This window comes from Serratia sp. NPDC087055, from assembly GCF_044900985.1.
Lineage (GTDB): Bacteria > Pseudomonadota > Gammaproteobacteria > Enterobacterales > Enterobacteriaceae > Serratia.
Genome location: NZ_JBJDOG010000001.1, coordinates 2,064,450 through 2,090,492 on the forward strand (window position 1 = coordinate 2,064,450; position 26,043 = coordinate 2,090,492).

The 26,043-nt window shown below is 54.3% G+C and carries 24 protein-coding genes and 1 other annotated feature; of the genes, 15 read left to right on the plus strand and 9 right to left on the minus strand.

Annotation, left to right across the window (positions count from 1 at the left end):
- The first annotated feature begins 13 nt into the window (after positions 1-13).
- The gene (locus ACI2J2_RS09825; RefSeq protein ID WP_404759975.1) at positions 14-1,159 is read left to right on the plus strand and encodes a trans-sulfuration enzyme family protein; all 1,146 of its coding nucleotides are present in this window, start codon (positions 14-16) and stop codon (positions 1,157-1,159) included.
- 85 nt (positions 1,160-1,244) lie between these two features.
- Here the strand turns inward: ACI2J2_RS09825 and ACI2J2_RS09830 are convergent, their stop codons facing one another.
- Positions 1,245-2,267 (minus strand): isopenicillin N synthase family dioxygenase, encoded by a 1,023-nt coding sequence (locus ACI2J2_RS09830; protein ID WP_404759976.1) that lies wholly within the window; start codon positions 2,265-2,267, stop codon positions 1,245-1,247.
- A 293-nt stretch (positions 2,268-2,560) separates the two neighbouring features.
- Here ACI2J2_RS09830 and ACI2J2_RS09835 point away from each other — a divergent pair, with 293 nt between their 5' ends.
- Both ACI2J2_RS09835 and ACI2J2_RS09840 read left to right on the plus strand, forming a co-directional pair.
- On the plus strand, positions 2,561-3,217 hold the full coding sequence (locus ACI2J2_RS09835) for an HAD family phosphatase (protein WP_209632496.1): 657 nt from the start codon (positions 2,561-2,563) through the stop codon (positions 3,215-3,217).
- Between the two features lie 106 nt (positions 3,218-3,323).
- Positions 3,324-3,944, plus strand: a complete 621-nt coding sequence (locus ACI2J2_RS09840; protein ID WP_209632495.1) for a glutathione S-transferase family protein — start codon at positions 3,324-3,326, stop codon at positions 3,942-3,944.
- Positions 3,945-3,984: 40 nt separating this feature from the next.
- On the opposite strand, the gene ACI2J2_RS09845 is transcribed toward ACI2J2_RS09840, so the two are convergent.
- A complete protein-coding gene (locus ACI2J2_RS09845; RefSeq protein WP_404759977.1) occupies positions 3,985-5,082 on the minus strand; it encodes a PQQ-dependent sugar dehydrogenase in 1,098 nt (365 codons plus the stop codon).
- A gap of 131 nt (positions 5,083-5,213) precedes the next feature.
- On the opposite strand from ACI2J2_RS09845, the gene ACI2J2_RS09850 reads away from it, so the two are divergent.
- Positions 5,214-5,633 carry an N-acetyltransferase gene (locus ACI2J2_RS09850; RefSeq protein ID WP_209632493.1) on the plus strand — a complete coding sequence of 140 codons (420 nt, stop codon included), beginning with the start codon at positions 5,214-5,216 and terminating at the stop codon, positions 5,631-5,633.
- An 11-nt stretch (positions 5,634-5,644) separates the two neighbouring features.
- Positions 5,645-6,625: a magnesium/cobalt transporter CorA gene (gene corA / locus ACI2J2_RS09855; protein ID WP_209632492.1), complete on the plus strand. Its 981-nt coding sequence runs from the start codon at positions 5,645-5,647 to the stop codon at positions 6,623-6,625.
- Between the two features lie 60 nt (positions 6,626-6,685).
- On the opposite strand, the gene ACI2J2_RS09860 is transcribed toward corA, so the two are convergent.
- The 4 genes from ACI2J2_RS09860 to speB all read right to left on the minus strand — a co-directional run bounded on the left by ACI2J2_RS09860 (position 6,686) and on the right by speB (position 11,347).
- A complete protein-coding gene (locus tag ACI2J2_RS09860) occupies positions 6,686-7,504 on the minus strand; it encodes a nitrilase family protein (protein ID WP_404759978.1) in 819 nt (272 codons plus the stop codon).
- The gene (locus tag ACI2J2_RS09865; RefSeq protein WP_404759979.1) at positions 7,494-8,924 is read right to left on the minus strand and encodes a purine-cytosine permease family protein; all 1,431 of its coding nucleotides are present in this window, start codon (positions 8,922-8,924) and stop codon (positions 7,494-7,496) included. Before ACI2J2_RS09865 ends, ACI2J2_RS09860 begins: the two co-directional genes overlap by 11 nt.
- Before the next feature lie 29 nt (positions 8,925-8,953).
- Positions 8,954-10,339: a sodium:solute symporter gene (locus ACI2J2_RS09870; RefSeq protein ID WP_404759980.1), complete on the minus strand. Its 1,386-nt coding sequence runs from the start codon at positions 10,337-10,339 to the stop codon at positions 8,954-8,956.
- A 75-nt stretch (positions 10,340-10,414) separates the two neighbouring features.
- Positions 10,415-11,347 (minus strand): agmatinase, encoded by a 933-nt coding sequence (gene speB, locus ACI2J2_RS09875; protein ID WP_404759981.1) that lies wholly within the window; start codon positions 11,345-11,347, stop codon positions 10,415-10,417.
- A gap of 247 nt (positions 11,348-11,594) precedes the next feature.
- On the opposite strand from speB, the gene ACI2J2_RS09880 reads away from it, so the two are divergent.
- The gene (locus ACI2J2_RS09880; protein WP_404759982.1) at positions 11,595-12,521 is read left to right on the plus strand and encodes a LysR family transcriptional regulator; all 927 of its coding nucleotides are present in this window, start codon (positions 11,595-11,597) and stop codon (positions 12,519-12,521) included.
- Between the two features lie 8 nt (positions 12,522-12,529).
- Here the strand turns inward: ACI2J2_RS09880 and ACI2J2_RS09885 are convergent, their stop codons facing one another.
- Entirely contained in the window at positions 12,530-13,354 is an 825-nt protein-coding gene (locus tag ACI2J2_RS09885) for an SDR family oxidoreductase (RefSeq protein ID WP_209632488.1), read from the minus strand.
- A gap of 229 nt (positions 13,355-13,583) precedes the next feature.
- Between ACI2J2_RS09885 and hisL the strand changes: the two genes are divergently transcribed.
- The 9 genes from hisL to hisIE all read left to right on the plus strand — a co-directional run bounded on the left by hisL (position 13,584) and on the right by hisIE (position 20,863).
- Positions 13,584-13,631, plus strand: a complete 48-nt coding sequence (gene hisL, locus ACI2J2_RS09890) for a his operon leader peptide (protein ID WP_101495319.1) — start codon at positions 13,584-13,586, stop codon at positions 13,629-13,631.
- Positions 13,607-13,733: a sequence feature (His leader region), on the plus strand. It overlaps the preceding gene by 25 nt.
- Before the next feature lie 70 nt (positions 13,734-13,803).
- Positions 13,804-14,703, plus strand: coding sequence for an ATP phosphoribosyltransferase (gene hisG / locus ACI2J2_RS09895; RefSeq protein WP_012006049.1), 900 nt, complete (start codon positions 13,804-13,806; stop codon positions 14,701-14,703).
- Between the two features lie 4 nt (positions 14,704-14,707).
- The gene (gene hisD, locus ACI2J2_RS09900; protein WP_404759983.1) at positions 14,708-16,015 is read left to right on the plus strand and encodes a histidinol dehydrogenase; all 1,308 of its coding nucleotides are present in this window, start codon (positions 14,708-14,710) and stop codon (positions 16,013-16,015) included.
- Complete coding sequence (gene hisC, locus ACI2J2_RS09905) at positions 16,012-17,100, plus strand: histidinol-phosphate transaminase (RefSeq protein ID WP_404759984.1); 1,089 nt, start codon at positions 16,012-16,014, stop codon at positions 17,098-17,100. The genes hisD and hisC overlap by 4 nt, the downstream gene beginning before the upstream one ends.
- Positions 17,097-18,164, plus strand: a complete 1,068-nt coding sequence (gene hisB / locus ACI2J2_RS09910; protein WP_404759985.1) for a bifunctional histidinol-phosphatase/imidazoleglycerol-phosphate dehydratase HisB — start codon at positions 17,097-17,099, stop codon at positions 18,162-18,164. Before hisC ends, hisB begins: the two co-directional genes overlap by 4 nt.
- Positions 18,164-18,754: an imidazole glycerol phosphate synthase subunit HisH gene (gene hisH, locus ACI2J2_RS09915; RefSeq protein ID WP_209632484.1), complete on the plus strand. Its 591-nt coding sequence runs from the start codon at positions 18,164-18,166 to the stop codon at positions 18,752-18,754. Before hisB ends, hisH begins: the two co-directional genes overlap by 1 nt.
- 5 nt (positions 18,755-18,759) lie before the next feature.
- Positions 18,760-19,497, plus strand: a complete 738-nt coding sequence (gene hisA / locus ACI2J2_RS09920) for a 1-(5-phosphoribosyl)-5-[(5-phosphoribosylamino)methylideneamino]imidazole-4-carboxamide isomerase (RefSeq protein WP_404759986.1) — start codon at positions 18,760-18,762, stop codon at positions 19,495-19,497.
- On the plus strand, positions 19,479-20,255 hold the full coding sequence (gene hisF, locus ACI2J2_RS09925; RefSeq protein ID WP_061807141.1) for an imidazole glycerol phosphate synthase subunit HisF: 777 nt from the start codon (positions 19,479-19,481) through the stop codon (positions 20,253-20,255). The genes hisA and hisF overlap by 19 nt, the downstream gene beginning before the upstream one ends.
- A complete protein-coding gene (hisIE, locus tag ACI2J2_RS09930) occupies positions 20,249-20,863 on the plus strand; it encodes a bifunctional phosphoribosyl-AMP cyclohydrolase/phosphoribosyl-ATP diphosphatase HisIE (protein ID WP_404759987.1) in 615 nt (204 codons plus the stop codon). The genes hisF and hisIE overlap by 7 nt, the downstream gene beginning before the upstream one ends.
- 74 nt (positions 20,864-20,937) lie before the next feature.
- On the opposite strand, the gene gndA is transcribed toward hisIE, so the two are convergent.
- Together gndA and ACI2J2_RS09940 are read right to left on the minus strand one after the other, a co-directional pair.
- Positions 20,938-22,344: an NADP-dependent phosphogluconate dehydrogenase gene (gene gndA / locus ACI2J2_RS09935; protein WP_265555267.1), complete on the minus strand. Its 1,407-nt coding sequence runs from the start codon at positions 22,342-22,344 to the stop codon at positions 20,938-20,940.
- A gap of 236 nt (positions 22,345-22,580) precedes the next feature.
- Positions 22,581-26,039, minus strand: a complete 3,459-nt coding sequence (locus ACI2J2_RS09940; RefSeq protein WP_404759988.1) for a hypothetical protein — start codon at positions 26,037-26,039, stop codon at positions 22,581-22,583.
- Positions 26,040-26,043: the final 4 nt, after the last annotated feature.

The window sequence follows — 26,043 nt, forward strand, 5'->3', positions numbered from 1 at the left end:
TAAGGATGATTGTATGGCCAAGTTTGATACGTTGACCGTTCATGCCGGCTACACGCCGGACGCTACCGGTGCAGTAATGCCTGCCATTTATGCCACGTCAACCTATGCCCAGCCAGCACCGGGCGAGCATACAGGTTATGAATATTCACGCAGCGCCAACCCAACGCGTACCGCATTGGAGAACGCCATTGCTGAACTGGAAGGCGGCAGCCGCGGTTATGCCTTTGCTTCTGGCCTGACAGCCTGCTCGACGGTGTTGGAATTGCTCGATCAGGGTAGCCATTTGGTGGCGGTTGACGACTTATATGGCGGTACCTACCGCTTACTGGAGAAAGTGCGTAGCCGGACAGCCGGCCTGCGCGTCACCTATGTTTCCCCGGCGGATCTTTCCGCGTTGGAGCAGGCAATCGAACCGGATACCAAAATGATCTGGGTAGAAACGCCGACTAACCCTCTGCTGAAGCTGGCCGATCTGAGCGCCATCGCCACGATCGCTAAAAAACACGGTTTGATCAGCGTGGCGGACAACACCTTTGCCTCACCTTACATTCAGCGTCCGCTGGATCTTGGCTTTGATGTCGTCGTGCATTCCGCCACCAAATACCTCAACGGCCACTCCGATGTGGTAGCCGGGGTCGCTGCAGTGGGGAACAATCCTGAGCTGGCCGAACAGCTCGGATTCCTGCAAAACGCGGTGGGCGGTATTCTCGATCCGTTCAGCAGTTTCCTGACGTTGCGCGGCATCCGTACGCTGGCACTGCGCATGGAGCGCCACAGCAATAGCGCCTTACGCATCGCCCAGTGGCTGGAAAGCCAGCCCCAGGTAGAAGACGTTTACTATCCGGGTCTGCCGAGCCACCCGCAGCACGCACTGGCGACAAAGCAGATGAACAGCTTTGGCGGCATGATTTCAGTACGGTTGAAAGGCGACGACGCCTATGCGCGCCGGGTGATCAAACGCTCACATCTGTTCACGCTGGCAGAAAGCCTGGGCGGCGTGGAAAGCCTGATCAGTCAACCATTCAGCATGACCCACGCGTCGATTCCGTTGGAACAGCGGCTGAAAACGGGCATCACCCCGCAGTTGTTGCGCCTGTCGGTAGGGATTGAAGATGCGGAAGATCTGATTGTCGACCTGAAACAGGCTCTGGCCGAGTAATCTCCGTTCCATACACGTCATAGGGGGGCGAACACCTGTTCGCCCCCCTTTAATCCGTTGGGCGCAGCATGTGGCCCACCGACTACTAGGTTACAACGTCCTGATAATAGCGCTGCGCTACATCGGGGTGAGAGCGAATTCGTCCCTTCAGGTAGTTAAACCCCACATCGCGCAATAGCGGATTATGCGGATCGCTGACCGGGCCGCGTGCCTCGGCGGCCAGATGCGCAGGCAGTTGATACAGTGGCACCACAGCGTCAAGTCGCGCCCCCAGGAAGAAAGCGATCGACAGACGATCGCTCCCCGCCGGCGGCGTTTCCACGCGATGTACCGTGGCGCGTAGATAACCATTGGTCGCCAGCTCCAACAGTTCGCCGATGTTGACCACAAAGGTGTCTTCACGCGGTTCCGCGTCCACCCAGCGCCCTTCTTCAATTTCAACCTGCAGGCCTTTCTGCCGGTCCTGCAGTAAAAAACTCAAAAAGCCAGAGTCCTTATGGGCACCGACTCCCTGCCCGCTGGTGGTGGCCTCACGCCCCGGATACCGTATCAATTTGATATGTTCGTTGGGTTTGTCGCCGTAAAGCGAATCAAATGCGTGCTCCGGTAACGACAGGGCTAACGCGAAGGCGCGCAATAATCGCAGCGACATTACCGTCATCACCTGCTGCCATTGCAACAGTAACGGCTTCAGTTCAGGCAAGGCTTCAGGCCATTGATTCGGCCCTTGTAAACGCGCCCAACGCGGCGTTTCATACGCCAATTCCAGCGCAGGACGCTCCGCACCGATGTCGAACTGTTCGCGCCAATCCGGTTGCCCCCGCGTCAGTTCGTCCGCAGCGCGGTTATAGCCGCGAAAGTGCGGCGAACGCACCATCTGAACCGCCAATTTGTCGTCGTCCGGCAAGGCAAAAAACTGCCTGGCACGCTGTTGCAGCTGCGCATTTAGCGCGCTATCAATGCCATGCCCACGCAGATAAAAAAAACCTACGTCGCGTGCCGCAACACGCAGATTGTCAAGAAATGCCTGCCGCTGACGCGCATCACCGTCAAGCTGCGAAAGATCCAGCAGCGGCAGCGTCTTCAACGTCAGTGGTGGTCGTATCATTATCTTGTTCCTCATCATCGTTCCCGACAAAGATCGGGCCGGTATAAAGGCGAATTATCAGCATCTTTAACTCCTGGATGGCCAGTGCATTACCCTATAGTTACCACCCGGCCAAAGATGCGAGCCAATATTGTTGCGTTCTAAGTTATGCAAACGTTCAACAAAGTGTCGCAAAACCGTCATCAATGTTTCTTATGCTCTGCGCAATTTCATTGTCGCCACTGGCTGGCGGCCAACGGTATCCGCTATTCTGTATACACCTCTTTCCCTCCCTGCCTGCCGGAGAAATACTGATGGATTTAGCCTTATTCGACCTGGACGAAACCCTGATTGATGATGACAGCGCCAGCCTGTGGATCCGCTGGCTGGTCGCCGAGGGGTTTGCGCCGGCAGAACTGGAACAGCAGGAACAGCAGCTCATGCAGCTCTATTACCAGGGAAAACTGTCCATGGAGGACTACATGCAAGCCACCCTGGCACCACTGACCGGCCTGAGTACCCAAACGGTAGCCGGTTGGGTACAGCGTTATATCCGTCGCGATATTCTGCCTCGCGTCTATCCAGCAGCCCGTGAACGGATGTTGTGGCACCGTGAACGCGGTGACTGCATTCTGGTCATTTCCGCCACCGGTGAACATCTGGTGGCACCGATTGCCGCACAGCTCGGTGCTGATGGCGCACTGGCGATTGGTGTCGAAGTGCAAGACGACCGCTTCACCGGCAACACCTACGGCACCATGACTTACCAACAGGGCAAAGTGACCCGTTTGAAACAGTGGCTGGCAGAACACCCGGAATTGATCTTTGAGCACAGCCACGGTTACAGCGACTCACTTAACGACAAAGCCATGTTGCAATATGTCGACAGTGCTACGGTGATCAACCCGGACAGTGAGCTCAACGCACTGGCGCTGGAGCATGGCTGGGAAGTTTGTCGCTGGGAGCGCTGAATGTGTCGACCACGCCGGCAAAAAATGCCTTCTGGTGTGACAAACGCTGAATTGTGGCGTACGAATAGCTACTTAGGTTGATTAACCCACGTAAAAGAGGCGTTCTATGCTGACCATTTGGGGTCGTGAAAATTCAAATAACGTCAGGAAAGTGCTGTGGTGCGCCGCAGAGCTGGAGCTGAATTACAGCCATATCAATGCCGGCGGCGCATTCGGTAAGGTAAACGATGAACTCTACCGTTCATTGAACCCGAATGGCCTGGTGCCGCTGCTGCAGGACGATGACTTCGTGCTGTGGGAATCCAACACCATCGTTCGCTATCTGGCAGCGAAGTTTGGCAATGAACCTTTTTACCCGCAGGATCTGCAAGCGCGCGCCAGTGCAGAAAAATGGATGGACTGGACCACAGCCACCATTGTCAGCCACTTTAGCGTTGTGTTCTGGGGAATGGTTCGCACCAAGGCGGAACTGCGTGACATGGCGAAGATAGAAGCGGCAATCGCCACATTGGAAAAGCATTTCGACATTGTGGAAGAAACCCTTGGTCGCCAGCCTTACCTTTCCGGTGAGTCCTTCGGCATCGGCGACATCCCGCTGGGTAGCTTTGCTTACGCCTGGTTCTCCATGCCGATTAAGCGACAATCTCGTCCAAACATGGAGCGCTGGTATCAGCAACTCACAGAACGCCCGGCCTATCAGCGCGGTGTCATGAGCGAGTTAACCTGAGTTTCCCCCGCCCTGCAACTGCAGGGCGCCATCATTACGCCTACAGCCCGACCCGCAACAACTTGCCGTCGCTCGAATCGGTTAGCAGGTAAAGGTCGCCGTCAGGCCCAACCCGCACCTCACGAATGCGCTCGCCGCGATCCTCCAGCAACCTTTCTTCAGCGATCACGTTGTCCCCCTGTAGCGTCAGCCTGATCAGGGCATTCTGAGCCAGCGCACCCATGAACAGCGAATGCTGCCAGGCAGGGAAACGAGGTGAGTCGTAGAATGCCATGCCGCTGACGCCCGGCGACACCCGCCAGTAATGCAAGGGCTGTTCAGTACCCGCGATCTTCTGTCCTTTAGCCTCTGGGATAGCCAACCCAGAGTAATTGATGCCATAGGTGGCTATCGGCCAGCCGTAGTTTTTCCCCGCCTGCGGAATATTGATCTCATCGCCACCCCGTGGGCCGTGTTCACTCTCCCACATCACCCCGCTCCATGGATTCAACGCCAGCCCCTGCGGATTACGGTGGCCATAGGACCAGATTTCCGGCCGTTTGCCCACCTGACCAACAAACGGATTATCTGGCGGTACAGCCCCGTCGGCAGTTAACCGCACCACCTTGCCCTGTAGCTTGTCCAAATCCTGTGCCGTCGGCCGCTGATTATTCTCACCCAACGCAATAAACAGATAGCCCTGGCGATCAAATGCCAACTTGCCGCCAAAGTGATTACCGATCGACAATTTAGGTTGCTGGCGGAAAATCACCGTGAAGTTCTCCAATCGTTGGCGATCGATGCTTAACTGCCCATAACCCACCGCGGTCCCTGCCTTACCGTCTTCACCCACTTCGGCAAAGCTGAGGTAGATTCGTCTGCTATCGGCAAAATCAGGCGCTAACAGCACTTCCAGCAGCCCACCCTGGCCTTCGGCATACACCTGAGGCACACCGGTAATTGGCGCGGACAAACCTTTATCCTGTTGCCACAGCCGCAGGCGGCCCGGTCGTTCTGTGATTAACATGCCCTGCTCACCGGGCAAAAATGCCAGCGACCAAGGGTGCTCCAATTTATCCTGTAATGGCGTGACCTTCAGCGCAGCATGCAGCAAACCGCTGAATAACAGCAGTGCCATCATCGTCGTGACTCTCCGCATGGCATCCTCCTGAATAGAAACGGGTCCATTCAGTGTAGTCCAGCAGACCACTTGCAACGTTTGTTTTAATTTTCAATATGTTGTCTTTTAGCCAGACTGTGCTTAAGTTAACGGGTAAACAAGGAGGATGTATGCACATTACCGTAACCGATTCACTCAGCGAAGAAGTCCTCGACGCCATCAGACAGGGGCTACGCGCCCACAATAGCCCGTACATTGATCCCACTCAGCGCAAGCCGCTTGCTGTCTACAGCCAAGATGAGGCCGGCCAGGTTATCGCCGGCGTGACGGCGGAAACGTGGGGTAACTGGTTAAGCGTTGACTGGTTGTGGGTGGCGGATTCGCAACGGGGTAGCGGGTTGGGCCGTAAAGTTCTGTTGGCGGCGGAGCAAGAAGCGCTTGCACGTGGTTGTCGTTATGTCCGTTTAGATACGTTCAGTTTCCAGGCGCGCCCTTTCTACGAGAAGCTCGGCTATCAACTGCGGATGACGCTGCAAAATTACCCGACAGAGCATGAATGCTACTTTCTTACCAAAACATTGACTGAATAACAGGTGACCTGATGGAAACCACAACCATGGTTGTGAACTGCGTGGCATACAAAGCCGGTAAACGGCTAGGTGAAGTGACCATTGACGACATCAGTGAGGTAGTGAAACAACCGGATACCTTTGTCTGGCTCGGCTTATGGCAGCCGGAAGACGCCTTCATGCGCAAGGTGCAGGAAGAGTTTGGGCTGCATGACCTGGCTATTGAGGATGCGTTGTGCGCCCACCAGCGCCCGAAACTTGAAACCTACGGTGATTCATTGTTTATCGTGGTTAAAACCGCACAGTGGGGTAAAGACGAAGTCGAGTACGGTGAAACACACTTTTTCGTGGGCAAGAATTTCCTGATCACGGTACGCCATGGTGCATCCCCCAGCTACGCGCCAATTCGTGCCAAGGCTGAAGAAAACCATAAACAAATGTGCCGCGGGCCGGGTTTTGCATTGTACTCAGTGATGGACTTTGTGGTGGATAACTACCGCAGCGTCGTGGCAAGGTTCGAGGCAAATATCGAAGCCATCGAAGCCAACATGTTCAAGTCAGAGTTTGACGAGGCTGCCATTGAGAACGTTTATACGCTGAGGCGACACCTGCTGGCCCTGCGCAATGCGGCAATGCCAATGGAGGAGATCTGCAACCAGCTTATTCGCCTGCATGAAGAGGTGATCCCGAAAGAACTGCGCGCCTATGTGCGTGACGTACAGGACCACGCGCGCCAGGTTGTCAGTAACATCGACGACATGCGCGAAATGCTGACCAACGCGATGCACGTCAATCTGGCCCTCGTCACCGTGAAACAGAACGAAGTCGTGAAACGGCTCGCCGGCTGGGGGGCAATTCTGGCAATCCCAACGGTAATATTCAGTTTGTATGGGATGAACTTCGCCAATATGCCGGAACTGAAGTTCCCCTGGGCCTATCACACGATTCTCGGGGTGACCGCCGTCGGCTGCTTCTTCCTGTATCAGAAGCTGAAAAAATCCGGCTGGCTCTAATGGCAAAAGCGGCGCTTATGTGCGCCGCTAAAGGTCATGGGCAAACTGAATACCCCGTTGTCAGTAAAGCCCGACACGCCGATCCCGATGCACATGATTGTAAAGCCCAATACTTTTATCATCGGCGACACTGAGATCCATCTCAGCCAGCAGCAGACCTTCACCCGACAGGTTTTCTGCCCCCGCTAGCGGATAGCCGTCAGCATCGACAATCACTGAACCCCCGATCCAGTCAACGCCGCGCTCCTCCCCGCAGCGATCGCTTACCGCAATGAACAGGCGATTAACGGCAGCATTGGCCTGAACCTTCACCATTTCAGCCGGCCGCTCGCCCTTTGGACGCGATGCCAACGGCCAGTTGACCGGCGCACACAGCAGCTGTGCCCCCGACAACGCGGGCAAACGTACCCATTCGGGGAACTCGAGGTCATAACAAATCATCATGGCCAGCCGCCCGAAACGGGTCTCGATAACCGGTGGCGGCTGATCGCCTGCCGTAAAGATGCCGCTTTCCTCATGCCACAGATGAACCTTGCGGTAAACCGCACGCACGCCGCTCGCATCGATCATCGCGCAGCTATTTGCCACCTGCCCTGCCTCCAGGCGTTCGCAGAAACCGGCGACGATAACCACATCGAACTCCCGCGCCAAAGCCACCCACTGACAGATACTGGGCCCGTCGCAAGATTCCGAGAGCGCTGCGGCCTCCGCCCGATCTTGAAAGACATATCCGCTGTTAACCAGCTCCGGCAATACGATGATATTCGCTCCGCGCTTTGCCGCGTTGCGGATTGCCTGGGTGGAGATTTGCAGGTTGTGGGCAGGATCCCCCACTCTTGGCGCCAATTGGCAACATGCTACGATCGCCTTAACCATCATTACCTCCCTCCAGTAAACGTTCATTATGCACAGCAACCTGCCGTTCAGCCTCAAGATCAAGCGCCCGACACAGGAATGCATATGTGCCCCCGGCAACCAGCAAACCAATCAGAAAAGCGATATCCGCACCGCCCAATGCCACAGCGAAAGGGCCGGTGTAAAAACTCAACGACATGAACGGCAGCATCACCAATAAACCTGTCACGTATGCCACCAAACCAGGGCACCCCCAGTGGCCGTAGATCCCCTCAGGATTGAAAATTTCACCAATCGCATACTGACCCTTGCGCACGATGTAAAAATCAACCAGGTTCACCGCAGTCCAGGGTATCAGAAAATACAGCATCAACAGCACGAAGGTATTGAAGCTGACGAGGTAGCTTTGCGGGATCGCCAGAGCCACCACAAACACCACTACGGCGATCGTACCAATGCCGATAACCCGCAACCTGAGCGTCGCCGCAACCTTGCGAAATGCATCGATGGCGCTGAGGCTGGTGAGCATCGCGCCATAACAATTGACGGCCATGATGCCGACCAATGACGGTACCGCAATCAAGACAGCAAGGGTGCCAAAGCCAGGATAGAATGCATTTCCCACCTGGCGGATGCTGCCAATAGCATCCGGGGTAGGCAGGGCCGATGCCAGGAAGGCGCCCAGCGACATCAACCAAAGCGCCGATCCGGCCGCGCCGAGGTAAGTCCAGAAAATCACCCGGGCGGATGAGGTTTCATGCGGCAAGTAGCGCGAATAGTCGGAAACGTATACCGCATAGCTGATTTGGTATCCCGCAGCGGCTGACAGTTGGATCAGAAATGCCGCCCATGAAAAATGACCGCTGCCCACGACCGCGTCCATCTGTAAACTCAGCGCGGCGCTGACGGTGAGTACGCCAAACACCGCCATCATCACGTAGGTCAACCAACGCTGCACGCTGTGCAGCAGATCGTGCCCGACAACCGCCAGCAATACCGCCACTGCGATCAATAACAGGTACCAGGGCACCCGATGACCCGGCCAAACGGTGTTAATCGCATCGGTCGCCAGAATGACGTTGAAAACATTAAAACCGACGTAAACAAACACCACGGCGGTGAAAGGTACGATAGCGCCACGCAACCCGAACTGCGCACGTGACTGAATCATCTGCGGCAGCCCCATTCGCGGGCCCTGGTTAGCATGACAGGCCATAAAAAAAGTGCCGAAGCAAACGCCGATGACGATGGCCAACATCGAATATACGGCCCCCAAACCCAGTGCCGGCCCGGTAAAACCCACCACCATTGTGGTGAGGACAAAGTTGCCGGTAAACCAGAAAGGCGCCTGGTGCCAAACCTTGCCATGTCGCTCACGACGGGGAACGTAGTCGATCGAGCGAACTTCAATTTTGGGGCGTGACGCCTCGGTGCGGTTGTTCATGAAACTTCCTCGTCGTTATTATTATCGTTTCAATGCTCGGTGAATGTCTGTAACTGCGGAGTCACCCTGCTCAGCAGGCTGACCAGCACAAAGACCGCCCCGCCGGCCAACAACCCACCGTAGATTGGGCTGTTGGCCTCGATGCCGTGCCAATACATCAATCCCAGGACGCACAAACTGCCAGCCAGCATGCTGGCAATGGCACCAGCGCTGGTGGCTCGTCGCCAGAAAATTGCACCCATCAGCGGGATCAGCATGCCCCCCACCAGCAGGTTATAGGCCAGGGTCAGCGCCGCCATCACGTCTCGTACCACAAACGCCAACCCCAGCATGACGCAGCCCATGAGCAGCGTCGTGATCCGTCCGGCCGCCAGACCGCCCGAGGGGCGCTTGCGAATGGCCGGCAATACGTCCTCCAGTGCGATGGTCGATGACGCCAACAGGCAGGCGCTGGCAGTAGACATCAGTGCCGCCAGCGCGGCGGCGGCCACCACCCCACTGACCCCGACCGGCAGCACCGCCTGTGCAATGGCGGCAAAGGCACCGTCGGTGTTTACCAGTTGCGGCAGCACCAACTTGCCGGCCATGCCGATCAACGCACCGGCCACGCCATAAAGAACGCAGTACACGCCGGCACCCAGCCCGGCGTAGCGGGCAACAGTGGTACTGCGAGCGGTAAAGACCCGCTGCCAGATATCCTGACCAATCAAAATGCCGAAGAAGTAGATCAGGAAAAACACCGCGATGGTATCGAGCCCGATCGACGACAACCGGTAGTAACTGTCCGGCAGCATGCTGCTGAAAGCCGCCCAGCCACCGGCTTTGACGATGCTCATCGGCATCAGCACCAGCATCATGCCGACGGTCATGATGATGAACTGGATAATGTCGGTCAGCGTCAGTGACCACATGCCCCCCAGCGTTGAATACAGCACAACCAAGCCGCCGCCGAGCAGAATTGAAACGGTGAACGACAGATCAAACATCACCTGCATCACGCTGCCGATGGCAATGATCGACGTCACTGCGACCATCAAGTCGTAAGCCAACATGATAGCGCCACTGGTGACCCTGGCCGCTGGATGGTAACGCCGTGCCAGCACCTGACTGACGGTATAGAGTTTTAGCTTGAGCAAAGGCTTTGCCAGCACCATGCTTAACACCACAATGCCCGCGCCCAACGCGCCGCACAGCCACACACCAGAGATACCATAGGTGTAACCCAGTTTGACGCTGCCGATGGTTGATGCACCGCCTAGCACCACCGCCGACAACGTGCCCAGATACAAACAGGGCCCCAGATTACGCCCGGCCACCAGATAATCCTCTTTGGTTGTCGCCCGGCGAACGCCAAGCCACCCCACCGCCCCTATCACCAAAAAGTAAAGCACCACTACCAGCAGATCGAGATTCATGAGTCACTCCACATGTTTATTATTGTTATGAGCTCCCAGGCGCAACGGCTCCGCCGGTCAGGTTATAGCGACGCCTTATCGCTCAGGCAGCACGCACAGCATTTCAAACAGCAGATTGGCCGCCAGCAGCGCCGTGTTGCCGGAACGATCGTAAGGCGGCGAGACTTCCACCAGATCGGCTCCGATCAGATTCAGTCCCCGGCATCCTCGGACAATCTCCATGCCCTGCCAGACCGATAACCCACCAACCTCCGGCGTGCCGGTGCCTGGAGCGAATGCCGGATCCAGACCGTCAATGTCGAAGCTGAGGTAAACCGGTGCATTGCCCATCTGCTCACGCACTTCCGCCATCAGCGGCGCTAAAGAGCGATACCAACAGGCTTCCGCCTGCACCACGCGAAACCCCTGTTGGCGCGACCAGTCGAAATCGGCGGCGGCATAGCCGCTGCCCCGCAGGCCTATCTGTATCACCCGTTGCGGTGCCAATAGCCCTTCTTCAAAGGCACGACGGAAAGTTGTGCCATGCGCCAGTTGCTCACCAAACATCTCTTCATTGGTATCGGAGTGGGCATCGACGTGGATTAAACCGACCGGACCATGACGGTTGGCTACGGCACGCAGGATCGGCAGCGTCAGCGTGTGATCGCCCCCCAGCGTCAGTGGGATGCAACCGTGGGCCAGAATGCCGTTATAAGCCCGCTCTATGCGGCGGACACTGTCCTCCAGGCTGTAGGGATTGATGGCGACGTCCCCCAGATCGGCCACCTGCAGCCGCTCAAAAGGCGCGGCACCGGTGCCCATGTTGTAAGGCCGGATCATCACCGACTCCTGCCGGATCTGCCGAGGCCCATAGCGTGTACCGCTACGGTTTGAAGTGCCAATATCGAGAGGAATGCCAACGAAGGCCGCGTCCAGGCCCCGCGCATCTTCGGCAGACGGCAGGCGCATCATGGTAGGGATACCGGCAAAACGCGGCATGTCGTTACCACTTTGGGGTTGATTGAGCATGTGTTTTCCTTGTTCTGACATCATTTAGTTTCAACATTTTGATAACAAAAACAGGCTACCCCGACGCCAGACACGGCTACCATTCCATCTTTGAAATGTAAGCATTGAAAACACCAATGTTTTGTAACGCGTTGAACCATTGGTTTTTATTGTGAACTTATGACATAAAAAGACCACCACCGACCCATTGCGGCCAATCTGGTGATGTAAACAATAAGTTAACGAAGGCGATTCTGCGGAGGAAGCGATGCTCACCAACCTAAGCGATATCGATCTGCGGCTGCTGCGGGTATTCGTTGCCGTCGCGGAAGCCCAGGGCGTCAGTGCAGCCCAAGAATCTCTGTTGATGAATCAGTCGACCATCAGCACCCATCTTGCGACGCTGGAAACCCGGCTGGGGTTTCGCCTCTGCCAGCGAGGGCGATCCGGTTTTATGCTGACCCCTAAAGGAGAGCGCATCCTGATCGCCTGTCGCTCCCTGTTTAACGCCGCGCGCGATTTCACCCGCGTCAGCCAGTCATTGAACGGCCTGTTGACCGGCGATCTGCAAATCGGCCTGGTGGACAATCTGGTGTCGCTGCCGGGCAATCCCTTCAGCCACGCGATCAAACAGTTTCAACGCCGTCATCAGGACGTGCAGTTGCAATGCCGAATCTGCGCCCCTGGCGAAATAGAACAGGGGTTGCTGAATCAGCAACTCGATTTGGGCATAGGTTATTTTGGTCAACAGTTGGAAACGTTGCAGTATCAACCCTGGATCAGCGAAACGCAGGCGGTCTATTGCAGCAGCGAACACCCGCTGTTTGCCGTAAAGCGGCCGGGACGCGAACAAATTGAGAATGCCCGTTGGGTCAAACGGGGTTATCTGCTGGCACAGCAACTCTGCCCGCTGGCACCGCCAAACCTCAGTGCCATTGCTCATCATATGGAAGGGGTCGCCCATCTGATACTCAGCGGTGAATATCTCGGTTACCTGCCCACCCATTACGCCGCGCGTTGGGTAGAACAAGGCGTCCTAAAGCAGCTAGGCGGGCAGGCGCTTTCCTATCAGGCAGCGCTGAGCCTGGTAACCCGGCACGAACCGCCGAAAGAAGCGTTGTTGGCATTGATGGAGGATTTGGATCGATTGGCGCCAAGGTCGCAAACAAAAAGCCCCGTTGAAGCGGGGCCATGATAGCGAGATTAATTTAGCGGCATACGCGCAGGGTCGGGATATTGATACTCAAATCCGAGTTCATTGCTGATGCGGCTACCGTCGACCAATCGCCCGTCTTGCTCAGCTTCGGCGGCGAACTGCGGCGGCGTCAGGTGTAACTGTTCAGCCAATGCCGGGTAAAACTCGCGTTTTGTCGGGTGGCCCGGCGCACATAAGTTATACACGTGGCCACCCTTCGGTAATTTCAGTAACAGTTGGATGGCAGCGATCACATCGTCCTGATGCACCAGATTGACCCCTTGCGAGCCCCCCTTGACATCGACTTTGCCAGCGAGAAAACGCCCTGGATGGCGATCAACCCCCACCAACCCCGCCAGACGCAAAATATCCACTGAGGTATTGGGTAATTCATGCAGCCAGCGCTCCAACTCGGCCAACACTTGCCCCGACGGTGACACCGGTTTCAGCGGAGAATCCTCACGTACCGTACCCGTGGTTTCACCGTACACCGAGGTTGAACTGGTAAACAGGATGCGTGGCACACCGAATGCCATTGCACTGTCCACCAGCATGCGCACCGCATTAAAGTAGTTCTCGCTGCCTTCAACCGTGCGACGGGCTGGCAACGTTATCACCAGCGCGTCAACGCGCAGCAGCGGTTCCAAATCGTCCGGTTCGCAAATTAGCTCTGGCGTCATTTCCAACTGATAGCATTCAATGCCGCTCATCCGCGCGGCTTCAACGCCGTCTGGCGTCGTTTTACTGCCAACAACGTCAAAACCACGGCTCATCAGCGACAAGGCCAACGGCATCCCCAGCCAGCCCAAACCAATAATGGCGACCTTTTTCATTATCTTCCTCTCTTGAAGATTGCAGCGCTTTGCCCGTTAAGGCTACGCCACTCCGTAGGGTGATACAATCTACTCTGCTTAAGCTTAGGTAAAGTCGCGTCTGGCTAATAACTCAACCTGTTTCAATAAATTAAATTTATGACGATAAAAAAGGGTTGCGCGACAGACAGCGGATAGTTTAGGTTAATTAGCAATTGAGTTTGTAGCGACTTTATACAGAGAAAACACCATGACACGCATTCAGTTCAGCCACCATCATCACCATCACCCTGACTAGTCTTTCAGGCGATGAGTGCTGGAAGACGGTTTTTTAATCTTCCAGTGGCGCGCAGAATGCAAGAGAGAGCCCTCGGAAGATTTCTTCCGAGGGTTTTTTTTTGGCTCCGGACAGACAGAAAAAATAATTTTTAAAATAAATTCATAAATTTACAGATTAAACAGAGGTTACCATGCTGGACAAAACACGTTTACGGATAGCAATGCAGAAATCGGGCCGCCTGAGTGATGAATCCCAGGAGTTGCTGGCGCGCTGTGGCATCAAAATTAACCTGCAGCAACAGCGTCTGATTGCCTTCGCGGAGAATATGCCGATTGATATCCTGCGCGTACGTGACGACGACATCCCGGGCCTGGTGATGGACGGCGTGGTTGATCTGGGCATTATTGGTGAGAACGTGCTGGAAGAAGAACTGCTCACTCGCCGCGCCCAGGGCGAAGACCCGCGCTATTTCACTCTGCGTCGCCTGGACTTCGGGGGTTGCCGCCTGTCGCTGGCTACCTCACTCGACAGTGAATACACCGGCCCACAGAGCCTGCAAGATGCTCGTATCGCCACCTCTTACCCACACTTGTTGAAACAGTACCTCGACAAGCAAGGCGTGCGTTTCAAGTCCTGCCTGTTGAACGGTTCAGTCGAGGTCGCACCGCGTGCTGGCCTGGCCGATGCGATCTGTGACCTGGTTTCCACAGGGGCTACGCTGGAAGCCAACGGCCTGCGTGAAGTTGAAGTCATCTATCGCTCGAAAGCCTGCCTGATTCAACGCGACGGCGAAATGCCCGAAGCCAAACAGCAATTGATCGACCGCCTGATGACCCGTATTCAGGGTGTGATTCAGGCGCGCGAATCCAAGTACATCATGTTGCACGCCCCGAGCGAGCGTCTGGACGAAATCGTCGCGCTGCTGCCGGGTGCCGAACGCCCTACCATCCTGCCACTGGCCGGTGCGCAAAACCGCGTCGCAATGCACATGGTCAGCAGTGAAACTCTGTTCTGGGAAACCATGGAAAAACTGAAAGCGCTCGGTGCCAGTTCGATTCTGGTGTTACCTATTGAGAAGATGATGGAGTAACGCCATGCCGAACTTCAATACTCTGGTCAAATGGGCAGACTGCAGCGCCGAACAGCGCACAGCGCTGTTGATGCGCCCGGCGATGTCCGCCTCGGACAGCATCACCCGCACGGTGAGCGACATACTCGACAACGTGAAGGCCAATGGCGATCAGGCGCTGCGTGAATACAGCGCCAAATTTGATAAAACAGAAGTCGGTACGTTACGCGTCACTGCCGAGCAGATCGCCGCAGCAAGCGCGCGTCTGGGTGACGAGATCAAGCAGGCAATGGCAATAGCCGTTGCCAACGTGGAAACCTTCCACAATGCGCAAAAGCTGCCGCCGGTTGATGTAGAAACCCAGCCAGGTGTGCGTTGCCAGCAGGTAACCCGCCCGATCGATTCGGTTGGTCTGTATATTCCCGGCGGCTCTGCCCCGCTGTTTTCTACCGTCTTGATGCTGGCGACACCGGCACGCATCGCCGGCTGCCGTCGCGTGGTGTTATGTTCTCCACCACCGATTGCCGATGAAATCTTGTATGCCGCACAACTTTGCGGCGTGACGGAGGTGTTTCAGGTCGGTGGCGCACAGGCAATTGCTGCCATGGCATTCGGCACCGATTCGGTGCCGCGTGTGGCGAAAATCTTTGGCCCGGGGAATGCTTTTGTCACCGAGGCCAAGCGCCAAATCAGTCAACGTCTGGACGGGGCGGCCATCGATATGCCAGCCGGCCCTTCTGAAGTGCTGGTGATCGCCGATGCTGGTGCGACCCCGGCATTCGTTGCCTCTGATCTGCTGTCACAAGCGGAACACGGCCCGGACTCACAGGTGATCCTGTTAACACCCGATGCCGCAATGGCGCAGGCCGTGGCTGAAGCGGTAGAACAACAACTGGCGCTATTGCCGCGGGCTGAAACAGCACGGCAAGCGCTGGCCAGCAGCCGATTGATCGTCGCTAAAGATTTGGCCGAATGCGTGACAATCAGCAATCAGTATGGCCCGGAACACCTGATTATTCAGACTCGCAACGCCCGCGCCCTGGTCGACAGCATCACCAGCGCCGGTTCGGTGTTTCTCGGTGACTGGTCACCGGAGTCTGCCGGTGATTATGCGTCCGGCACTAACCACGTATTGCCGACCTATGGTTACACCGCCACCTGTTCGAGCTTGGGCTTGGCGGATTTCCAGAAGCGCATGACGGTGCAGGAGCTTACGCCGCAGGGCTTCATGAATCTGGCAGCCACCATTGAAACGCTGGCCGCCGCCGAACAGTTGATTGCCCACAAAAACGCCGTAACCCTGCGCGTTGCCGCACTGAAGGAGCAAGCATGAGCATTGAAAATCTGGCACGCGCCAACGTTCGCGAGCTGATCCCGTATCAATCAGCCCGCCGCTTGGGGGGGAACGGCGACGTGTGGTTGAACGCCAACGAATACCCGATCGCCCCGGAATTTCAACTGACCGCGCAGACCTTCAACCGCTACCCGGAGTGTCAACCGGCGCGGGTAATCGAGCGCTACGCCGATTACGCCGGGGTTAAAAAGGAACAGGTGCTGGTCAGCCGCGGCGCCGATGAAGGCATAGAGCTGTTGATCCGCGCATTTTGCGAGCCGGGTAAAGACGCCATCCTGTTCTGCCCACCGACCTACGGGATGTACGCCGTCAGCGCTGAAACCTTTGGCGTGGAGCGTCGCACCGTGGCGGCCAAGCAGGATTGGCAACTGGATTTGCCCGCCATCGCCGACAGCCTGGACAACGTTAAACTGATTTACGTCTGCAGCCCTAATAACCCGACCGGCAACCTGATCGACCCGAACGATTTGCGCACTCTGTTGGAAATGGCCAAAGACAAGGCAATCGTCGCGGTTGACGAAGCCTATATCGAATTCTGCCCGCAGGCCAGTGTGGCTGGCTGGCTGAGCGACTACCCGCACCTGGCTATTCTGCGTACCTTATCTAAAGCCTTTGCGTTGGCCGGTTTACGCTGTGGTTTTACCTTGGGTAATGAAGATCTGATCGCCCTGCTGCTTAAGGTGATCGCCCCTTATCCGCTGTCTACCCCGGTCGCCGATATCGCTGCGCAAGCGCTCAGCACCGAAGGCATCCGCGTGATGCGTCAACGGGTTACAGAGATCGCCGCAAATCGCAGTGTGCTACAGCAGGCGCTGCAAAACTGCGCCTGCGTCGAGCAGGTTTTCACCAGCGACAGTAATTACCTGCTGGTACGTTTCACCGCTTCAAGTAATGTGTTTAAAACCTTGTGGGATCAGGGCATTATCTTAAGAGACCAAAATAAACAGCCCGGGTTATCCGGCTGCCTGCGTATTACGATAGGCACCCGTGATGAATGCCAACGCGTGGTTGACGCGCTGTCTGCCCTGCCCGGCGCCAACAAGACTCGCCAGGAGCCAATGTGAGCCAAAAAATCCTCTTTATTGACCGTGACGGTACGTTGATTGCCGAACCACCAGAAGACTTCCAGGTTGATCGTCTGGATAAGCTTGCGCTGGAGCCGGACGTGATCCCTTCACTGCTGGCTTTGCAGCAGGCAGGTTATCAGCTGGTGATGATCACCAATCAGGATGGGCTCGGCACCGCCAGTTTCCCGCAGGAAACCTTCGACCCACCGCACAACCTGATGATGCAGATCCTCAGTTCGCAAGGCATTCACTTTGACGATATTTTGATTTGCCCGCACCTCCCTGCGGATAATTGCGACTGCCGCAAGCCGAAAACCGCGCTAGTGAAGGGCTACCTCGAGCCTGGCGCGATGGAAACGGCCCATTGCTATGTGATCGGCGATCGGCCAACCGACGTGCAGTTGGCCGAAAACATGGGTATTCAGGGATTGCGTTATCAACGTGAAACGCTGGGTTGGAAGGAAATCGTTCGCCAGTTGACCCAGCGTGATCGTCACGCGCGAGTTAACCGTGTAACGAAAGAAACCCAAATAGACGTCAATGTCTGGCTGGATCGTGAAGGTGGCAGCAAGATCAAAACGGGCGTCGGCTTCTTCGACCACATGCTGGATCAGATAGCCACCCACGGCGGTTTCCGCATGGATATCGATGTGAAAGGCGATCTGTATATTGACGACCACCACACGGTAGAGGATACCGGGCTGGCACTCGGCGAAGCATTAAACAAAGCGCTGGGCGACAAACGCGGTATCGCACGCTTCGGCTTTGTATTGCCGATGGATGAATGTCTGGCGCGCTGCGCACTGGATATCTCCGGGCGTCCGCACCTGGAATATAAGGCCGAGTTCAACTACCAACGTGTTGGCGATCTCAGCACCGAAATGGTCGAGCATTTCTTCCGCTCATTGTCCTACACCATGGGTTGCACGCTACACCTGAAAACCAAAGGCAAAAACGACCATCATCGCGTCGAAAGCCTGTTCAAAGTGTTTGGTCGTACGCTGCGCCAGGCAATCCGCGTAGAGGGCAACACCCTCCCGAGCTCGAAAGGAGTGCTGTGATGAACGTGGTGATTTTGGACACCGGCTGCGCCAACCTGTCTTCGGTCACCTACGCGGTGCAGCGGTTGGGTTACCAGCCAGAGGTGAGCCGTGACCCGGAGATCGTATTGCGTGCCGACAAGCTTTTTCTACCCGGCGTCGGCACCGCGCAGGCCGCCATGGATCAGTTGAAACAGCGCGAGTTGATTGAACTGATTAAGGCCTGTACCCAGCCGGTGTTAGGCATTTGCCTCGGTATGCAGTTGCTGGCAAAAAGCAGCGAAGAGAACGGTGGCATCAATACGCTGGGCATTATCGATACCCCGGTGGTACAGATGACCGACTTCGGCCTGCCGCTGCCGCACATGGGCTGGAACCAGGTTTCTGCTCAGGCAGGCCATCATCTGTTCCGCGGCATCGAAGACGGTGCTTACTTCTACTTCGTTCACAGCTATGCGATGCCGATATGCCCAAGCACCATCGCCCAGGCGAACTACGGCGAGCCCTTCACCGCCGCCGTGCAAAAAGACAATTTCTTCGGCGTGCAGTTTCATCCAGAGCGATCTGGCGCGGCCGGTGCGCAACTGTTGAAAAACTTTCTGGAGATGTAGGCAGCATGATTATTCCAGCTTTGGACTTGATCGACGGCAACGTGGTGCGGTTGCATCAGGGCGATTACGGCCAGCAACGCGACTATGGCAACGATCCGCTGCTGCGTTTGCAGGACTACCAACAACAAGGTGCGCAGGTATTGCATTTGGTCGATCTGACCGGTGCCAAAGATCCTACTGCACGCCAGATCCCTCTGCTGCGCAAACTGCTGGCAGGCGTTAATGTGCCGGTGCAAGTTGGCGGCGGCATTCGTAATGAACAAGACGTTTCTGCTTTATTGGAGGCCGGTGCCTCTCGCGTAGTGATCGGCTCTACCGCAGTAAAACAACCGCAATTGGTGCAAGGCTGGTTTGAACGTTACGGCGCTGATGCCATGGTGCTTGCGCTGGATGTACGCATCGATACCGACGGCACCAAACGCGTAGCCATCAGTGGCTGGCAAGAAAACTCTGATGCCACGCTGGAACAGGTGGTTGAACAATTCCTGCCTTATGGCCTGAAGCATGTACTGTGCACCGATATTTCCCGTGACGGTACACTGTCCGGCTCCAACGTCGCACTGTACCAGGAAATCAGCCAGCGCTATCCGCAGATCGCCTTCCAGGCGTCCGGCGGCATCGGCAATCTGGACGACATTGCCCAGCTACGTGGCAGTGGCGTTGAGGGTGTGATTGTAGGGCGTGCCCTACTGGAAGGTAAGTTTAGCGTTGAGGAGGCTATCGCATGCTGGCAAAACGGATAATCCCCTGCCTGGATGTTAAAGACGGGCAAGTCGTAAAAGGCGTGCAGTTCCGCAACCACGAAATCATCGGTGACATCGTACCGCTGGCGCAGCGCTATGCGCAAGAAGGCGCAGATGAACTGGTGTTTTACGACATTACCGCGTCCTCCGACGGCCGGGTTGTGGATAAAAGCTGGGTATCACGGGTAGCAGAAGTGATCGATATCCCGTTCTGCGTCGCAGGTGGCATCAAAAGTCCGGAAGATGCTAGTCAGATCCTCTCTTTCGGCGCCGACAAGATTTCTATCAACTCTCCGGCGTTGGCTGACCCGACATTGATTAGCCGTCTGGCGGATCGTTTTGGCGTGCAATGCATTGTTGTGGGTATTGATACCTGGTTTGACAGCGAAACCGGCAAGTATCACGTCAACCAGTACACTGGCGATGAAAGCCGTACCCGCGTCACCCAGTGGGAAACCCTGGATTGGGTTAAAGAAGTGCAAAAACGCGGTGCCGGCGAAATTGTACTGAATATGATGAATCAGGATGGCGTGCGCAACGGTTACGATTTGGAACAGCTGCGACAGGTACGGGAAGTCTGTAAGGTGCCGTTGATCGCCTCCGGCGGCGCAGGCACCATGGAGCACTTCCTGGAAGCGTTCCGTGATGCGGACGTTGATGGCGCACTGGCTGCGTCAGTATTCCACAAACAAATCATTAATATTGGCGACCTGAAAAGGTTCCTGGTCGAACAAGGCGTGGAGATTCGCGTGTGTTAACAGAACAACAGAGAAACCAGCTGGACTGGGAAAAAACCGACAACCTGATGCCCGCTATCGTGCAGCACGCCGTCTCCGGCGAAGTGTTGATGCTCGGTTATATGAACCAGGAAGCCCTGAGCACGACGGAGCAAAGCGGCAAAGTCACTTTCTTCTCTCGCACCAAACAACGGCTGTGGACTAAAGGGGAAAGTTCCGGGCACTTCCTCAATGTGGTCAGTATCACCCCGGACTGTGACAACGATACGCTGCTGATTTTGGTGAACCCAATCGGCCCCACCTGCCACCTGGGTAACACCAGTTGTTTCTACCCAGCCAACAGCGATTGGGGTTTCCTCTATCAATTGGAACAACTCTTGGCTGAACGCAAGACCGCCAGCCCAGACAGCTCTTACACGGCAAGTCTGTACGCCAGCGGCACCAAACGCATCGCGCAGAAAGTGGGCGAAGAAGGCGTGGAAACCGCGCTGGCCGCCACGGTAAACGATCGTGAAGAGTTGACCAACGAAGCTTCTGATCTGATTTATCACCTGTTGGTGCTGTTGCAGGATCAGGATTTGGACTTGAGCAAGGTGATTGGCCGGCTGCGCGAGCGGCACCAAAAGTAACCCCATTTTGCAGGCAATAAAAAAGCCGCCGGGCGTTAACCTCGGCGGCTTTTTTTATGCTTCAAACGTCGGGATTATTCCATCCACTCGGTATGGAACACGCCTTCTTTATCAATACGTTTGTAAGTGTGAGCACCGAAGTAGTCACGCTGCGCCTGGATCAGGTTAGCCGGCAGTACTGCTGAACGGTAGCTGTCGTAGTAAGCAATAGCCGCAGAGAAGGTCGGCGTAGGAATGCCGTTTTGTACTGCGTAGGACACCACGTCACGCAGTGCCTGCTGGTATTCATCAGCGATCTGCTTGAAGTACGGCGCCAACAACAGGTTAGCAATATCCGCATCCTGTGCGTAAGCGTCGGTAATCTTCTGCAGGAACTGGGCGCGGATGATACAACCGGCACGGAAGATCTTGGCAATGTCGCCGTAGTGCAGATCCCAGTTGTTTTCTTTGGAAGCGGCTTTCAGCTGTGAGAAGCCCTGTGCATAAGAAACGATTTTGCCCAGATACAGTGCGCGGCGTACTTTCTCGATGAATTCAGCTTTGTCACCGCTGACTGGCGTCGCTTTAGGACCGGTCAGTACTTTAGACGCAGCAACGCGCTGGTCTTTCAGTGAGGACAGGTAACGCGCGAATACCGATTCGGTGATCAGTGACAGCGGCTCGCCCAGATCCAGAGAACTCTGGCTGGTCCATTTGCCGGTGCCTTTGTTGGCGGCTTCGTCCAGAATCACATCAACCAGGTATTTACCTTCTTCATCTTTCTTGGTGAAGATATCTTTGGTGATGTCGATCAGGTAGCTGTTCAGTTCACCTTCGTTCCACTCGGCGAAGGTCTCAGCCAACTGCTCATTGCTCAGGTTCAGCGCCTGTTTCAACAGCGAGTATGCTTCAGCAATCAGCTGCATGTCGCCGTATTCGATACCGTTATGTACCATCTTCACATAGTGACCGGCACCATCAGCACCAATATAGGTCACGCAAGGCTCGCCTTCCGCTACCGCGGCGATTTTCTTCAGGATTGGCGCCACCAGCTCGTAAGCTTCTTTCTGGCCGCCAGGCATGATTGAAGGCCCTTTCAGTGCACCCTCTTCACCACCGGACACGCCAGTACCGATGAAGTTGAAGCCCTGATCAGACAGTTCGCGGTTACGACGGATGGTGTCTTGATAATAGGTATTACCACCATCGATCAGAATGTCGCCTTTATCCAGGTGTGGCGTCAGGGAAGCAATGGTCTTGTCTGTCGCTTCACCCGCTTTCACCATCAGCAAAATGCGGCGTGGCTTTTCCAGAGATTCTACAAACTCTTCGACGGTGTAGTGCGGCACCAGGTTTTTACCTGGATTCTCAGCAATAACTTCATCAGTTTTATCGCCTGAACGGTTAAAGATCGAAACGGTGTAACCACGGCTTTCGATGTTCAGTGCCAGATTGCGGCCCATTACCGCCATGCCGACAACGCCGATTTGTTGCTTGGACATTGAAGAACTCCTGTCTGAGGATGACCCTGTTAACAACTTTGGCCAACAGGTTTTGTGATGTGGTCAACATGTTAACTCAGGATTGAGCCGCGTGGGTAGTGATTGGTGCGATAGGTCACATAATGTGTTTTAGGCGATTGAATTTTAATCTGAAATCATTCTGTTAACAGGTCACATAAAAAAACCGGCCAATCTAAAATTGGCCGGTTTTTTTATGTGACCTGACAAAAGGACTATTATGCGCCGACCACTTCGGCCTGGCGTTCTTTAAACGCCTTAACCTTTTCCGCTAGCAATCTTTCACTGTTTCGGATCATGTCGGTGTATTGCGTGTTAACGAACCCCCACAGCGTTGAGTGCTGATCTTCAGCGTAACCGACCATGAATGGCAGTGTCGTGACCACCGTCAACCCTGGTGCTGACTCAAGATATCGATCAATGGTATTGTTCTGGGAGTCGATATTCTTCTCATCCCACTGGCTAATTAGTTCAATACCGCGGCGAGAATAAATGTTCATAACCATGCTAGTCATGCGGTTAATATAAACATATTCAATACCGTCAATTTCTTTCACCGCTAAGATACTGGTGTCATCATGCAAGTGCGCGATAATGCCGGCAAACACATGCCAATCCCACTCCGTCGTTCGCAAATGCCCAACAACCTTTTCAAGCTGAATATCAAAATCTGTTGGGAACAGCACGTCATCTTCACAAATCATCGCCATTTCGGTCTTGCGATCCGCCAACGTCGACAACATATATTTATAGCTCATCCCGCAGCCAATCCAACCAATCCGATGGCGAACACCCTCGATCACTTGAAAACCATGCGTCGGCTTACTAAGAAATGCTTGCTTACGCACCGGCGTTTCAGTCAGTGACAGGCATAGCTTAGGAATATCTACTTCATTATGCGGAATAAAATCGACGCTGCTCTTGTAAGCCTGAAAATCAATTAGATCATTAGCCAACAGATAACGTTTGAAATAATTATCAAACTGCATATCTTTACGCGTGAAATCAGCAATATCTTGGCGACGACGCATATAGAAACTATCGTCAGCCAACAACCGCTCAATTTTATCAGCCATCGCGTCAATGTCACCCACTGCCGCAAAATCAATCACGCTAGTTAGATTGTCATGATGCTGAATATCAGAACTGGTTTCACTAACAATTGGCGTGCCCAGAGACAGCGTCTCATATAACCGCGTAGTCTCCAGTAAAGCATCTTCATAATAATGAATATTGACGATCAATTTCGCTCGTTGTACCAAACGAGTAAGATCCTGGCCAAACACCTCAGAGGCAATGTACACATTGAAGCGCTTGCTTAACTGCTGCAGATAATTTTGTCGGCGCTCGCAGTTAGGATCACCATAGAATAGAACATCTATTGGCTGCTCATCTTTTGCAGGTTGCAAATTATAACCTGTATGACTCAAGTGTTCGGCATAACGATCATAAGAAGATACCGGCATGTAGAACAATTTTTGATAAGGTACGCCATGCCGCAGCAGGAAGTCTATATTGGTCAATGAGTAATCAAAGATAGCAATCGCTCGCTCCAGAATGGCAAAATACTCCGCCGTAAACCAACGTGGGTTGATTGATTGTTCCATCTGGAAAGCCACAAAATTCTGCGGCAATTCCGGGAACATTTGTGGGCAGATTACAATATGCATTTGCCCGCTATCGGCCACTGCAGAGTATGCATGAATTATGGTAACTCCCAACCCAATATCAGTCAGCGACTTTTGCACTCGATGAGCGACATAGAGGGTATGCCTGGAAGCCAGTATCACCACATGCTGGGTATCGATGTAAGTGAGCGGCATCGGCGTGTCCGCAGTATTCTGCGCAATACGGCGCAGGCTGGACCTCAACTCGGAAAATTGTCCCTTTGCGACCAAGCTGAAAGCCGTTTTTGCCTTGCGTCCCAACGCACGATAGGGTTGCGGGTGGCTACGGAACGCGAGCCAAACTTTTGAAGCTAAGGAACGGTTGCCGTCAAATCGCTGTGTAAAGTAGTGGCGAGTAAAATCACGAATAACGCCAAACTCACCGCGCACCACGCGACCAATCATTCTCACTGGCATCGTCAACTTCCACGACAAGCTACTACGCATCTGGGCCATTGCAGAATGTTGCTGATTCAAAATACCATCTTTTTGGCTCAGTGCAGAATGCAGCGTATAAATCTCATGCGTTTTCGCTCCCACCTCTGACTGTAATACATCAAGCTCTTGCTCGAGCTCTTTTGCCCGGGAGTTTTCCTCGATAACTTTCAGCTGCAGCAATGCTTCCTCATGCTGGCTCTGTTTTTGCAATAGCGATGCCTGCAAATGCAGATTTTCCTCCAATTGCAGCTGCAGCTGCGTTTTCCTCTGCTGTAGTTGTTCTTCCAAAGACTCTATCAGCTGATGTTTCTCATCAATGCTGTTTTTCTGCTCATCGATAACACGGAAAATTTCTGCACGAACGTCATTGTCCCGCTTGACACGGTCAGATATTAGCTCGCCAATAGTCATTCCTTTCATGCTTGTCAATTCGTCAGTTCCTGCTGAATAATAATTAACATGGTAACGCACTATGTCGATTTCCGCCGGTTCAGACAGACGGAAGTGCAGATAATCCGCATTGAATATCAGATCAAATGGCACGAGATAAGCAAACAGATAGAACGCCATTCTGTTGGCACGTTCAGCATTATCCGTCACATCGTTGATAAATCTATAAGAACTGTCACCTAATATCTCAACGTCAATGTCAAGTAACAGGCTTTCCAATCCCACACTTGAGTTTATTGTTACTAACCGCTGGCAGCGATGCAGGAACTCAAGACTGTTTGGTGAATTATCGATTTCTGACTGCACATTTTGCAATTGGAAGCGGCTTCCGGGGTGAAGCCTAATCAGCATATTCTCGCTGGGACACAAAGTTTGCGCATAAGACAGCAATGATAAATTATTGAAACCATTACTATAGGCAATAATGTTCGAATCATCTTCGACCTGCATGGCCAGTCCAAGCTCAAACTCTGCATTGCCTTTTTGGGGCAATAAAACTTGCGCAAAAAATCGATGCAACTCAGTCATCGTAAGCTGAACTTGGCAATTTTCTGCCACTTTCAGGTAGCGCGAATGCGCCTCAGTATTGCCATTCACGCCACTGAAATCAATATAGCCCGTCCCCAAGTACATAGGAGCACGTAGAGGACCAACCTCAAAGTGAATCACTGGGATCGACAATTCCCGCGCAATATTCTCCAGCGACGGGCAGTTGCAGATACTAAGTACAGCTTTGATTCCTAAGTCTTTTTTCGCCAGTAATACTTTACGCAGCTCCGACTCCAGTTCAGGAATACTTTGCGTCAGGAATGCTTGGAATACCGCCATTGGATTATGGTGATAATCGTTCAGTAAACGAGTAAATAGACCATCATCAAGCATGCTGAATTCATGCTGCTTGAAGGTATCGAGATCTGGCAGCGAATAGCCTAGGTTACGCATCGTAGGGATGTCAAACTCCCAACGCCCTTGTTCACGCAGCTCGAGCGGATCGCGTAAATAATCACTACCAGTAATAAAGAGGCTTTTTTCATTCAACGTACTCAGTAGGCGATAAAACACCCACAGGTAAGGCGCTTTGGTACCTCGAAAAGAGTAAGGCGGTAAAAAAACGGCCAGCATAGCG

Coding starts and splice junctions, on each gene's coding strand:
- hisC (WP_404759984.1), top strand. CDS start 16,012: ATGAGCATTGAAAATCTGGCACGCGCCAACGTTCGCGAGCTGATCCCG.
- ACI2J2_RS09860 (WP_404759978.1), bottom strand. CDS start 7,504: ATGATGGTTAAGGCGATCGTAGCATGTTGCCAATTGGCGCCAAGAGTG.
- gndA (WP_265555267.1), bottom strand. CDS start 22,344: ATGTCCAAGCAACAAATCGGCGTTGTCGGCATGGCGGTAATGGGCCGC.
- ACI2J2_RS09845 (WP_404759977.1), bottom strand. CDS start 5,082: ATGCGGAGAGTCACGACGATGATGGCACTGCTGTTATTCAGCGGTTTG.
- hisF (WP_061807141.1), top strand. CDS start 19,479: ATGCTGGCAAAACGGATAATCCCCTGCCTGGATGTTAAAGACGGGCAA.
- hisG (WP_012006049.1), top strand. CDS start 13,804: ATGCTGGACAAAACACGTTTACGGATAGCAATGCAGAAATCGGGCCGC.
- ACI2J2_RS09870 (WP_404759980.1), bottom strand. CDS start 10,339: ATGAATCTCGATCTGCTGGTAGTGGTGCTTTACTTTTTGGTGATAGGG.
- ACI2J2_RS09940 (WP_404759988.1), bottom strand. CDS start 26,039: ATGCTGGCCGTTTTTTTACCGCCTTACTCTTTTCGAGGTACCAAAGCG.
- ACI2J2_RS09885 (WP_209632488.1), bottom strand. CDS start 13,354: ATGAAAAAGGTCGCCATTATTGGTTTGGGCTGGCTGGGGATGCCGTTG.
- speB (WP_404759981.1), bottom strand. CDS start 11,347: ATGCTCAATCAACCCCAAAGTGGTAACGACATGCCGCGTTTTGCCGGT.
- hisH (WP_209632484.1), top strand. CDS start 18,164: ATGAACGTGGTGATTTTGGACACCGGCTGCGCCAACCTGTCTTCGGTC.
- ACI2J2_RS09830 (WP_404759976.1), bottom strand. CDS start 2,267: ATGATACGACCACCACTGACGTTGAAGACGCTGCCGCTGCTGGATCTT.
- ACI2J2_RS09865 (WP_404759979.1), bottom strand. CDS start 8,924: ATGAACAACCGCACCGAGGCGTCACGCCCCAAAATTGAAGTTCGCTCG.
- hisD (WP_404759983.1), top strand. CDS start 14,708: ATGCCGAACTTCAATACTCTGGTCAAATGGGCAGACTGCAGCGCCGAA.
- ACI2J2_RS09835 (WP_209632496.1), top strand. CDS start 2,561: ATGGATTTAGCCTTATTCGACCTGGACGAAACCCTGATTGATGATGAC.
- ACI2J2_RS09840 (WP_209632495.1), top strand. CDS start 3,324: ATGCTGACCATTTGGGGTCGTGAAAATTCAAATAACGTCAGGAAAGTG.
- ACI2J2_RS09850 (WP_209632493.1), top strand. CDS start 5,214: ATGCACATTACCGTAACCGATTCACTCAGCGAAGAAGTCCTCGACGCC.
- ACI2J2_RS09880 (WP_404759982.1), top strand. CDS start 11,595: ATGCTCACCAACCTAAGCGATATCGATCTGCGGCTGCTGCGGGTATTC.
- ACI2J2_RS09825 (WP_404759975.1), top strand. CDS start 14: ATGGCCAAGTTTGATACGTTGACCGTTCATGCCGGCTACACGCCGGAC.
- hisA (WP_404759986.1), top strand. CDS start 18,760: ATGATTATTCCAGCTTTGGACTTGATCGACGGCAACGTGGTGCGGTTG.
- corA (WP_209632492.1), top strand. CDS start 5,645: ATGGAAACCACAACCATGGTTGTGAACTGCGTGGCATACAAAGCCGGT.